At 39.7% G+C, this 12458-nt stretch carries 8 protein-coding genes; 2 read left to right on the forward strand and 6 right to left on the reverse strand.

The annotated features are described in order from the left end of the window. Positions 1-46 precede the first annotated feature (46 nt). Genes gmd through ACN1CD_RS12510 form a run of 6 tightly spaced genes read right to left on the reverse strand, consistent with a single transcriptional unit; the run spans position 47 to position 6878 of the window. Positions 47-1144, reverse strand: coding sequence for a GDP-mannose 4,6-dehydratase (gene gmd / locus ACN1CD_RS12485; RefSeq protein WP_419130721.1), 1098 nt, complete (start codon positions 1142-1144; stop codon positions 47-49). Positions 1145-1170: 26 nt separating this feature from the next. Then, positions 1171-2118: a GDP-L-fucose synthase gene (gene fcl, locus ACN1CD_RS12490; RefSeq protein WP_419130722.1), complete on the reverse strand. Its 948-nt coding sequence runs from the start codon at positions 2116-2118 to the stop codon at positions 1171-1173. Between the two features lie 26 nt (positions 2119-2144). Beyond that, positions 2145-3143, reverse strand: coding sequence for a mannose-1-phosphate guanylyltransferase (locus ACN1CD_RS12495; RefSeq protein ID WP_419130723.1), 999 nt, complete (start codon positions 3141-3143; stop codon positions 2145-2147). 41 nt (positions 3144-3184) lie between these two features. Further along, positions 3185-5587, reverse strand: a complete 2403-nt coding sequence (locus ACN1CD_RS12500; protein WP_419130724.1) for a GumC family protein — start codon at positions 5585-5587, stop codon at positions 3185-3187. Between the two features lie 8 nt (positions 5588-5595). Continuing rightward, on the reverse strand, positions 5596-6360 hold the full coding sequence (locus tag ACN1CD_RS12505; protein WP_419130725.1) for a polysaccharide biosynthesis/export family protein: 765 nt from the start codon (positions 6358-6360) through the stop codon (positions 5596-5598). An 11-nt stretch (positions 6361-6371) separates the two neighbouring features. Further along, positions 6372-6878: a UpxY family transcription antiterminator gene (locus ACN1CD_RS12510; protein WP_419130726.1), complete on the reverse strand. Its 507-nt coding sequence runs from the start codon at positions 6876-6878 to the stop codon at positions 6372-6374. A gap of 414 nt (positions 6879-7292) precedes the next feature. On the opposite strand from ACN1CD_RS12510, the gene glmS reads away from it, so the two are divergent. Then, entirely contained in the window at positions 7293-9131 is a 1839-nt protein-coding gene (glmS, locus tag ACN1CD_RS12515; RefSeq protein WP_419130727.1) for a glutamine--fructose-6-phosphate transaminase (isomerizing), read from the forward strand. 306 nt (positions 9132-9437) lie between these two features. After that, complete coding sequence (locus tag ACN1CD_RS12520; protein WP_419130728.1) at positions 9438-12449, forward strand: SusC/RagA family TonB-linked outer membrane protein; 3012 nt, start codon at positions 9438-9440, stop codon at positions 12447-12449. The last annotated feature ends 9 nt before the right edge of the window (positions 12450-12458 follow it).

Below are 12458 nucleotides of genomic sequence, written 5' to 3' on the forward strand. Positions count from 1 at the left end.
CCTGATCTAATTATTTAAAAGGTTGCATCCCGAATACTGGTTTACACTATATGATTTGGTGCCTGTATTTTTTGGTTGCTTCCATATTCAGGTTTTCTACATCTGCTGCTACCATCTCTTGTACCAGTGTAGCCAGATCGTATTGAGGTATCCAACCTAATTTAGTTTTCGCCTTTGTAGGATCACCGATTAAGAGTTCTACTTCTGTTGGCCTGAAATAAGCCTCATCTACTGCTATGATTTCTTTACCAACACTAATCTGATACTGCGGGTGATCACATGCGGCAACATAACCCCGCTCATTCAATCCCGTCCCCTCAAAAGCTACTGCAATGCCCAGTTCGGCAAATGCCATGCGCACAAAGTCTCTTACTTTAGTTGTTATCCCGGTAGCGATTACGTAATCTTCAGGTGTATCTTGCTGTAAAATAAGCCACATGGCTTCTACATAATCCTTAGCATGACCCCAATCCCGGAGTGCATCCATATTCCCTAAATAAAGTTTATCCTGAAAACCCATGGCTATCGCTGCTACTGCCATCGTAATTTTACGGGTTACAAAAGTTTCGCCACGCAAAGGAGATTCGTGGTTAAATAAAATACCATTGCAAGCGAACATCCCATAGGCTTCGCGATAATTCACAGTAATCCAATAAGCATATAATTTAGCTACCGCATATGGACTGCGTGGATAAAATGGTGTGGATTCTCTTTGTGGAACTTCCTGTACCAAACCATATAACTCTGAAGTAGATGCCTGATAAACACGTGTTTTTTTCTCCAGGCCTAAAATGCGGATGGCTTCCAGCAAACGTAGCGTTCCAATTCCATCGGCATTAGCTGTGTATTCGGGGGTATCAAAGCTCACTTTTACGTGGCTCATGGCTGCCAGGTTATAAATTTCGTCTGGTTGGGTTTCCTGTATAATGCGGATCAGATTGGTACTATCTGTCATGTCGCCATAATGTAGTTTAAATCTTAATCCATCTACATGTGGATCTTGGTACAAAAAGTCGATGCGGCCGGTATTAATCAGGGAAGATCTTCTTTTTAGTCCATGTACAAAATATCCTTTCTTTAAAAGTAATTCGGCCAGATATGCACCATCTTGCCCGGTAACACCAGTAATAAGAGCTGTTTTCATTATATTTTATCTATTTTATTATTGTATTAGTTAGATTGAAGGAGAGCCTGGGTAGATTCCAGAAAATCTAGATATGCCCTGATGATTCCATTCTTTAAAATTATCTGATGCTTCCAACCCAAAGCGTGTAACTTCGAAACATCCATAAGTTTACGCGGTGTACCATCTGGTTTGCTTTGATCGAAAATTAGATTCCCTTTAAAACCAATAACGTTGGAGATGAGTAAAGCAAGTTCTTTAATACTTAGATCTTCGCCAGTACCGATATTAATCAGTTCCTTTTCATTGTAATTCTCCATCAGAAAAAAACAGGCATCAGCCAGGTCATCAGCATATAAAAACTCTCTTCTAGGTTCTCCGCTGCCCCAAATACTAACCGATGAATAGTCATTTGCTTTGGCTTCATGAATTTTTCTGATTAAGGCTGGCAGTACATGCGAATTTTCCGGATGATAGTTATCACCTTCTCCATACAGGTTGGTGGGCATTACGCTAATAAAGTTGCATCCATACTGATCCCGGTAGGCCTCACAAAGTTTTATACCTGCTATTTTCGCTATGGCATAGGGTTCATTAGTGGGTTCTAGTAAGCCGGTAAGTAAATATTCTTCTTTTAATGGTTGCGGTGCTAGCTTAGGATAAATACAGCTGCTTCCCAGAAACAACAGTTTTTTTACACCGTTAAGGTATGACTGGTGAATCACATTATTTTGAATCTTAAGATTATCATATAAAAAATCTGCTCTGTAAGTATTATTGGCTACAATTCCACCAACCTTTGCGGCGGCGAGAAAGACATATTCTGGTTTTTCTTCTTCAAAAAAAACAGCAACCGATTGCTGGTCTCTGAGGTCGAGTGCTTTCGAACTTCTGGTAATGATCCGATTAAAACCTTCTTTTTTTAACTTTCTATAAATGGCTGATCCTACCATGCCACGGTGACCGGCAATATATATGACTGCATTTTTATCCATATTTTTGATAATTTCTTTAATTTATTTTATTGCAGTAAGTCTGGCTTTTCCAGCTCCAGTCTTTCATAAATTTCTTTCACCTTCTGGCTTTGGTTTCGAGGAATAACAAGAATGGCATCATTCGTTTCTACCAGGATCAGGTTTTCCAGTCCAACAAATTCCACATGTTTATTTAGCGTGGTCATTACGAGGTTAGGCATTGCTTTATAATTTCCGGAAATGTTCTCCCTATAATCCCAAATGGCATCAAAAGAGCCGAGATCACTCCATTCAAAATCGGCCTCAATTACCCTGAGGTTATTAGAACGCTCCATTACTGCATAATCCACACTTATAGAAGGTATTTCCATAGTTTCAAATTCTGGCATAAAAGCCCCAGACCTGTTAAGCCATGTTTTATAAGCTGCTTCGTAAACCGTGGGGGCATGTTGTTGCAGTTCTTTAAGATATACGCCTGCCTTAAAACAGAACATGCCACTGTTCCATAGAAAGGAACCGCTTTCTACGAAGCCACGTGCGGTTTCTACATCAGGCTTCTCCCTGAATGAAAGCACCCGGTTATCAGACCTTTCGATGTAGCCATAACCTGTTTCGGGTTTTGACGGACGGATTCCGAAAGTAACCAGTACATCCTGTGCTGCCAGGTTTATTCCTTCTGCCATTACCCGCTGGTATTTTGCATCGCCGTTAATCATATGATCAGCGGGTGTTACGATTACAATATCGTTGTATGCCAATCCAAAACAGGCAAAAGCAATGGCAGCAGCAGTATTTCTTGGAGCAGCTTCAACGATGTAGAAATAATTGTTTATGTTCCCATTTGCCATCACTTGCTGCGAAAGCTGATGGTTATCTTTGTTGCCTACAATGATACAGGCATCTGAAATAGCCTTGTTTCTGGCTAAGGTTAATTCAAACATCGATTTTCCGTCTATAATGGGCAGATATTGTTTCGGTGCAGATTTTCGCGAAAGTGGCCATAAACGACTGCCAATTCCACCAGAGAGGATAACGTTATAAATCATAAAATGCTTAATGTTTTATTTTTAAGGCTGAGATTTTCAGCTTATTTTTTTCGGAAGAAACTAAAAAAACCATTTTTAAGTCCGGTCACTTCTTCTGTGTAAGCGCTATAATCATAGCCATAACCGTATCCATAGCCATAGCCATAATTTCCACCGTAGCCTCCCATTCCCCTTTGCTTTACACTATTAAATACGATGGTTAATTTCTTTAATTTCTGTTCATCAATCAACTGCCTGATAAATTTCAGGTAGACTGTTGGCGTGTATTCATGTCTGACCACATAAAGCGATACCGAACTAAATTTAGCGAATACCAGTGCATCGCTCACCAAGCTAATTGGAGGTGTATCAACGATAATGTAATCAAACTTATTTTTGAGCTTTTCCATCAGATCAGAGAATTTTTCGCTCCCTATTAATTCTGTCGGATTTGGTGGAATACCACCTGAAGAAATCAGGCTTAGGTTTTCTACAGGCTTACCGTTTACTTTAGCCTGCTGGATAATCCCATCAATATCTGCAGTATCAATAAGATAATCTGTTAACCCCGGGCCATCCAGTTCCGGAAAACCTCTAATTAGCTTGGGTCTGCGCAAATCTAGCTCCAGCAACAGTACTTTTTTTCCGATTAATGACATGGCAATCGCTAGGTTTTGGGCCACAAATGATTTACCTTCTCCGGGTATGGAAGAGGAGACCTGGATAATCTTATCTTCTTTACCAAGGCCCAGGTATGACAGGTTAATCCTCAAGGCTCGAAACTGCTCTGCGATTACAGATCTACTGCCTGCAGCCACAACGAGGTTGTGTCTATTTTTGTTATAAGATAGTTCTCCTAAAATTGGGACTGGTAACCGCTGTTCCAGTTCTTCACGAAACATAACAGTTTGCATAAGCCCTTCTTTTAGCCATACTAATCCTACTGAAATTCCTATCCCGAGGGCCAACCCAATAAAATAGATAAAGACCTTTTTAGGCTTAACTGGCTTTGAACTTGCAGATGCTGGTTCAATTAACCGACTATCGGCCGCGGCAGATGCATAGGAAAGTGCAGTTTCTTCTCTCTTCTGCAACAGAAAAGTATAAATTCCATTTTTAATCTCCTGCTGGCGCGATATATCAATCAGCGCTTTTTCTTTTCCGGGAATTTGTTTAAGCATCCCTTTACTTGCGTTAATATCGCGATCCAGACTATTGGCAGAAGTTTTTAAATTGGTACGGATGTTATTAATGTTTTCTAAAATGGCTTTCTTTAACCTTTTAAGTTCTTCATTAAGCTGTTGCTGCTGATAGTTTTGTTTCCCGGTAATGCCATCAATTCTGGAAAGCTGGGCTTCTACATCAAAAAGTTTAGTCAGTAAATTTGCCAGTGCCACATCATCAATGCCCATCAGTGAAGGAGATATTCCGGCATTTGATTTTTTGCCATTAATATAATTCTCTACATCTTTCAAAACCAGCAACTGCAGGTTTACCTGAGAAAGCTTTTCGTCATTATCCTTAACCGTTTCCAGGTAAATCTGCCCCTGTGCACTGATATCGAAAATGCCCTCTTTTGATTTAAAATCTTTAATATCCTGTTCAACTGATTCGAGATCTCTGGTAATTAGTTTAAGTCTTTCATCTACAAACCTAAGTGTGTTTACGGCAATAACGTTTTTATCCTCAATAGCCGCTTCATTATAGGCACCAAAAAGCGCATTGATAATTTTCTTACCCTTTTCCGGGTCTGATTCTTCCATGCTGATGGAAATTACAGACGACTGTTTTGAACTGGCTTCTGCCTTAATATCCTCTTGCAGGCTTTTTGCCAATTCCTCTAATGGATTAATAATAACCATAAGATCTTCTGTACGCCCGGAGTTATCTTTGGCGATATAATCCGGATTTGCTGCAAATACAAAATCATGCCCCTGAATTTTTATAGCTTTACTCAGTGCAAAGTTTTTATTGTTGATGCTAATGGTTTTCTGCTTAAAATTGACAGATACATTAAGTTTAATTAGAGATTTTGGTAAATCTTCCTTATCCAGGGCATAGATTTTTAAAGGCGCGTCTTTTCCGTACCATTCCACCTTCCTTATTCTGCCTTCATGTACCTGGGTAACATACAAATCAAGTTGTTTGATTACCTTTTGAATGAGTGGTGCAGAGCGGATAATTTCGATCTCATTCTCTACAATTTTCTTCTCTCCAAAAATGTTTAATGCATCTAATATCTTCCCGGCATCAACGCCTTTCTTCTCATCTTTTACCAGAATTTTCGAATCTATTTTAAAAATCGGGCTGGTATAATGCAGGTAAAGAAAGGTACATGTAAGTGTGATCAGCGTACTGAGCAAAAATAGTGGCCAAAAGGGAAGAAAACGCTGAACCATATTGCCCAGAATATTTTTCTCCTGATTATCAGCCATTTGAAACTGATTGTTAATTTCGTTATTCAATGCTTTATCTATTTGAAAATGGTGTTTACGAGAACCAGTGCCGCCGCTGTAATGATAGCAGGGATGAGTGTAGCCGTTTGGCTGGTTCTAAATTTTTTGGTTGTTCTCGGCTCAACATAAATGACATCGTTTGACTGGAGATAAAAGAAATCCTGAGCTACAGAAGCCCTGTTGGTCATATCAATGCGATGATATTCCTGGGTTTTCTCATTTTCGCGGATCAGCATCACCCGTTCCAGATTTCCAAATTCGGTAAGCCCGCCCGCCTCGCCTATCGCGTCTAGTAAGGTCATTCGTTCATCTAACTTTTTATAGCTGCCAGGCTTCATTACCTCCCCTATTACCGTGACACTGAAATTTAGCTGCCTGATGGTAACTACAGGATCTTTTAAATAGGCTTCGAGCGATTTGCCCAATTCATTTTTTAGCTTGCTTTTGGTTTTCCCCGCAGCATTAATGAGCCCAAGCACCGGAAAATTAATTTGGCCGTTCTCATCAACCAGGTATCCATTGAGTTGTAAAACATCCGTTTGTACGCTTCCGGCAAGAATATTATTAAAATTAGCTGATCCCAATACATCTGCACTGTTTACATAGATATAAAGCAAGTCGCCTTTTTTAATGGTATCTATAATGGGTGTTTTGGGAATACTATAGGTTTGCTGATTTTTTAAATCATCGAAATAATTAATTTTTCTGCTTGTTCCACAGGATAAAAGATCGAGAATTAAGATAAATCCAACCAGGTGAGCGGATATTCGTATAGCCTTCAAAATAATTTAGATTAGTTTTTTATAAGGGATAAATCTGATGTGTTAACAATAGCGGTCAGGCTCATGCCGAGTGAAGGGATTTCAAGCTTAACCTGTTTATCTGTTATAAAGATTACTTTGGCTTCTCTACCTTTCAGGTAACCAGAATTAATTCTGATTCTATCGTTAATTCTGATCTGTTCCTGGTTTACCTTTACATCAGAATAGTCGTTCAGAAAGTCCATAATTGCTGTAATTTCTACTTCTCTGATCACGGCAGGCTTCCCCAGCCAATGAACAAAGTTTACCACTCCATCAGTTTCCTTTACCCGCCACATATCTTTCTTATCAATCTTTACAAATACATAAGATGGGAACAAAGGTTGCAAGATTGTTTTTTTGCGATCGTGCCATTGCCGAACAACCTTGTTTAACGGACAATAATGTGAAAATCCATTTGCAGCAAGCCTTTCGGATACTTTTTTTTCGAATCTCGGCCTTGTATAAACCGCATACCATTCTGTTGAGGCATTTATCATATTTAAATTTTGAGTAGGCAATAGCTTCGCTGAACCTGACTAACATCAGGTGACTTCATTAAGTAACATGAAATAATGTTTCTTATCTCTCGAGCAAATTTAGAGCTGATTGGAATAAACCATACCCCTTAAATAAGGCATGTGTATATTTTTATTTTGATTTTTCTATGAAGTTTTGTTTGACTGGCCTCTATATTGTTTCGCCACGCCCGCATTATTTAATTGAAATAGTAGGGCATTAATATAGGCTTCTTAATGTTTAATAAACTGACGAAGTTCTGCCATGCGCTTTCCCTTTAAAACTTCGCAAGTTGACCCCGTTATTTCTGCCTGTTTTCATCCTTTCATCCCTACAATCAGGGATAAAGCAGCTGTTCTTATCAGATATATTTGCCGCCAAATAATAAAATAAATATGTGTGGAATAGTTGGCTATATTGGTTATAGGGAAGCTTGGCCGGTAATACTCAAAGGTTTGAAAAGACTGGAATACAGGGGTTACGATAGTGCCGGAATTGCTATTGCAGGTAATAATGGTCAGTATGTTTATAAAAAAGCTGGAAAAGTAGCAGTACTGGAGGCATTTGCAGCAGAACTTGATCAATCGGGCAAAGCAGGTATGGGGCATACACGTTGGGCAACCCATGGTGAACCCTCAGACCGAAATGCTCATCCGCATCTTTCCAATGATGGTGCACTCTCCATTATTCACAACGGTATTATTGAAAACTATGCAACGTTAAGAGAGGAACTTATTGAACGCGGGCATCAATTTAAAAGTGATACCGATACAGAGATCCTGATTCACCTCATTGAAGAAATACAAAAAATCGAAAACCTGGAACTAGACCAGGCCGTTCGGCTCGCATTGCAAAGGGTAAGCGGTGCTTATGCCATCGTAATTATGGACCGTAATGCACCAGACTGCCTGATTGCCGCCAGAAAAGGTAGCCCCTTGGTGATTGGAGTTGGTGTAGAAGAATACTTCATTGCATCAGATGCGACACCAATTGTTGAATACACTAAAAATGTGATTTACTTAAATGATGATGAAATCGCTCTGATTACCCCTACCAGTCTGTTGATAAAACATTTGGACAACATTATCCAGACACCAATGATTCAGGAGCTTGAACTAAAACTGGAGATGCTGGAAAAGGCAGGCTTTGATCATTTTATGCTCAAGGAAATCTTTGAGCAACCACGTTCTATCAGGGATTGTATGCGTGGCCGAATTTACCCTGAAACCGGAGAAGTACGCCTTGGTGGAATTAAAGAATTTGTAAAAAAGTTAGAAAATATAGACCGGATTATCATTGTTGCCTGCGGAACATCCTGGCATGCAGGTTTAGTTGGAGAATATTTAATTGAGGAATATGCCCGTATTCCGGTTGAAGTAGAATATGCGTCAGAATTCAGGTACAGAAACCCGATCATTACAGAGAAAGATGTCGTGATTGCCATTTCCCAATCGGGAGAAACTGCCGATACCATTGCTGCCATCGAAATGGCAAAAGCACGTGGGGCAACTATCCTTGGAATCTGTAATGTGATCGGCGCATCCATTCCACGCCTTACACATGCTGGAGTATATACCCATGCCGGACCAGAAATCGGTGTAGCTTCCACCAAAGCCTTTACCGCTCAGGTTACGGTGCTCACATTGATTGCCTTTTACATTGCACAGCAAAAGGGAACCATTACCACTTCAAAATTAATTGAATTGTTAACTGAACTGGATGCCATACCAGAGAAGGTTCAGGAAACCTTAAAATCAAATCAGCTCATCAGGCAGGTAGCAGAAAAAATTAAGGATGTCAGTAACTGTTTGTTCCTCGGTCGCGGAAGTGGTTTTCCTGTTGCACTGGAGGGTGCATTAAAATTAAAGGAAATCTCCTATATACATGCTGAGGGATATCCTGCGGCAGAAATGAAACATGGCCCGATTGCGCTTATAGATGCAGATATGCCAGTGGTTTTTATCGCCACAAAAAATTCTTCCTACGAGAAGGTCATCAGTAATATTCAGGAAGTGAAAGCTAGAAAGGGACAGGTGATCGCTATAGTAACGCAGGGCGACACTGAAGTGAGGAAAATGGCAGATTATTGTATCGAAATTCCCGATGCCAACGAAGCTTTCCTGCCCCTTCTGGCTACTATTCCATTGCAATTGCTTTCCTATTATGTTGCTGTAATGAGAAACTGTAATGTTGATCAGCCTAGAAACCTGGCTAAATCTGTAACCGTTGAATAGGTTAAGCTGAATAATTAAGCTGCGTTTCAGATCAGGATCAAACGTATCATATGCAAACACCGATGTGGGTTTAGAATCCAATCTCATTGCATTTCTAACAAAACGTAACCATTAATTTGAGGAACTAAAGCTTTCCCGAAAGGGCAAGGCTATTATTTTATGGCATTAATAAATTGAATAATATGCTTCAATCAAATTTTAGCACTAAGTAACATTCTTGTTAATTTATGGTTAATACCTGATAAAATCATCGTTAGATGTGGTTTGAAAGTCGCCTAAATTTGGACAGACCAACAAACTAACAACATGCTAACTAAACTAAAGACTGCTTTGCTAGCCGTAACCATGCTTTGTTTTATCCAATTACATGCCCAAACAGCACTTGTAAACGGTAAAATTACAGATGCATCTGGGGCAGCACTTCCAGGTATTACCGTAAAAGTTAAAGGTACATCGCAAGGTGTATCAACAGATTCACAAGGTAATTTCGCAATCAAAAGTCCAAACCCTTCAGTACTTATTGTAAGTGGAATAGGATTTCAAACCAGAGAATTTGCCTATGCCGGGCAAAGTGCATTAATTATCTCCCTTACAGACGATCAGCAAAACCTGAGCGAAGTGGTAGTGACTGCCTTGGGTGTAAAGCGCGAGAAACGCAACCTTACTTACAGTTCACAGGAAGTAAAAGGCGACCAGCTTACCCAAACCAGAGAACCAAATCTGGTTAATGCGCTGGCTGGAAAAGTTTCAGGCGTACAGATTACCAGTTCTTCGGGCACACCAGGTAGTTCATCCAGAATCGTGATCCGTGGAGCCAATTCGCTTTATGGAAATAACGAAGCATTAATGGTAATTGATGGTATTCCGGTAAATAATGATGAAACCGGAAATTTAAATTCAGGTCCGGGAACAAACAGGATTGCAGATTTAGACCCCAACATTATTGAAAGCATTAACGTATTAAAAGGTGGGGCAGCAACAGCTCTTTATGGATCTGATGGTGCAAAAGGTGTAATTATCATCACCACCAAAGCAGGTGCACAGAACAAAAAGCCATCGCTTAGCTTCTCTTCTTCCCTATCATTGGAAACTCCGCTACTGCCAGAAATTCAAAATAAATATTCATTGGGATCTAACGGAAACTATTTCGACGGAATTACGCAAAAAACAAGTACCTCATGGGGTGCCAGAATGGACACACTGAAAATAAATGGCCAGCCTGCACAGGTTTATGATCAATCTGATTTATTCTTTAAAACGGGTAAAACCTACACCAATACAATCGGTTTAAATGGCGGTGGCACATACAGTTCTTATTTTCTTTCTTACACCAACCTTGCACAGGAAGGAACGGTACCCAGCACATCTTTCGATAGAAATACCGTATTTGGAAAGTTTAGTACGCAGATTTTAAAGAATCTGGACATGACCTTCTCCCTAAATTACGCCAATACCAAAAATAACAGGTTACCAGAAGGTTATGCTTTAGAAAGCCCGGTATGGACCATTTTTTCTGCCCCGGTATCTTATGATTTGCAACCGGCTACAAATCCGGATGGATCGCAACGATTATTCCGCTTCTCCAGAAATAACCCTTATTGGGTATTGGATAACATTAGCAATACTTCAGTAGTAAACAGATTTTTGCCAACCTTTAATGCCAACTACAAGCCATTAAGCTGGTTAACGATAACCGAAAGATTTGGAGCTGACGTTTACACGGAACTAGGAAAGTATCATGAATCTTTATTATCAGTCTCAAATCCTAATGGACGGATTGTAAACAACTCTTCTAATTTCAGACAATATAATAATGACCTGATCATTGGCGCAAACAAGAATTTAGGTGACTTTACCATTGACGCACTTTTGGGAAATAATATCATTTCTACCTATTATCAAAATTCTTATGCCAATGGCGTTGGTATCACCGTTCCAGGATTTGATAACATTGCCTCAACATCAACGATAAATTTTTCAGAGAGAAGTTACCTCACCAGAAAAATAGGATTCTATCTTCAATCCAATATCGATTATAAAAAGTTCCTGATCCTATCGCTAACGGGTAGGTACGATGGTACATCTGTGCTGGCTAAAGACAACAGCTTTTATCCTTACGGATCGGCTGCAACCAGCTTCATCTTTTCCAATTTCTTTTCTAAAGAAGTTTCTGACATCATGAGCTTTGGAAAGTTGAGATTGTCTTACAGCACAGTTGGAAATGCTAGTATCGGCCCATACAGTTTGCTAACGCCTTATGAATCGCAAAATGTTAGAAACATTGCATTCCCGTATCAGGGTCAATCGGGCTTCTTAATTAGCGGTACATTAAGTGATCCAAATTTAAAAAATGAGCGGATCAATGAATTTGAAGTTGGCCTGGAAACTGGTTTCTTTAAAAATCGCTTAAGTTTGGAAGTTACCTATTTCGACAAAAAAACAAAGAATGGAATTATCCCGAATGTAGCATTGGCACCATCAACTGGCTTCAATTCAACCAGTGTGAACACAGCTTCCATGCGCAATAAAGGTATCGAAGTATTGTTAACTGCCAGACCAATCAAAACTCAAGATTTTAGCTGGGACCTTACCTTAAACTACAGTAGAATCAGAAATAAGGTACTATCCATCTACAACAACCTAAATCAGGTAGGTAACGGGTTTACCTTCATATTTGTAGATCAACCTTATGGTGTAATTTATGGAACCCGTTATGCCAGAAACAGTGAGGGTAAATTATCCATCGGAGACGACGGCTTACCATTTGCAGCGGATGAGCAAGGTATTATCGGCGACATTAATCCTGATTGGATGGGTGGGATCATCAATAACTTCAGGTATAAACAATTCACCCTGAGTTTCTCTTTCGATATGAAAAAAGGTGGCGATATTCAAAACAATGTTGATGGTTATGGCTATTTCTATGGTACGCCTAAAGTAACTGAAAACCGCGATCCTCGTATTGTAGAAGGTGTAAATGCCACTACCGGATTACCAAACGCCGTAACCGTTTCAGGACAAGCTTATTATCAACGGATCAATAGTATCCTTGAATCGGTTATTCAGGATGGTACTTATGTAAAATTGAGAAACGTAAGTTTCGGTTATAACTTTAAACCAACCTGGCTTCAAAAAACTCCTTTTAAAACCGTTGGCATTCAGGTAACCGGTAGAAACTTATGGATCTATGCACCACACTTTACTGGCGGAGACCCTGAAGTAAGTTCTTTTGGATCTTCTAATGGTTCGCAAGGAATTTATTCATTCTCCACCCCAACATCAAGGTCGGTAGATTTTGCTTTGAAGTTAACATTATAGGTATCACAA

Source organism: Pedobacter sp. N23S346 (assembly GCF_048515415.1).
In the GTDB taxonomy this organism is placed as follows: domain Bacteria; phylum Bacteroidota; class Bacteroidia; order Sphingobacteriales; family Sphingobacteriaceae; genus Pedobacter.

What these genes read in the sequence shown, in the direction of transcription:
- gmd (WP_419130721.1), bottom strand. Translation starts at nt 1,144, where the DNA reads ATGAAAACAGCTCTTATTACTGGTGTTACCGGGCAAGATGGTGCATAT.
- fcl (WP_419130722.1), bottom strand. Translation starts at nt 2,118, where the DNA reads ATGGATAAAAATGCAGTCATATATATTGCCGGTCACCGTGGCATGGTA.
- ACN1CD_RS12495 (WP_419130723.1), bottom strand. Translation starts at nt 3,143, where the DNA reads ATGATTTATAACGTTATCCTCTCTGGTGGAATTGGCAGTCGTTTATGG.
- ACN1CD_RS12510 (WP_419130726.1), bottom strand. Translation starts at nt 6,878, where the DNA reads ATGATAAATGCCTCAACAGAATGGTATGCGGTTTATACAAGGCCGAGA.
- glmS (WP_419130727.1), top strand. Translation starts at nt 7,293, where the DNA reads ATGTGTGGAATAGTTGGCTATATTGGTTATAGGGAAGCTTGGCCGGTA.
- ACN1CD_RS12520 (WP_419130728.1), top strand. Translation starts at nt 9,438, where the DNA reads ATGCTAACTAAACTAAAGACTGCTTTGCTAGCCGTAACCATGCTTTGT.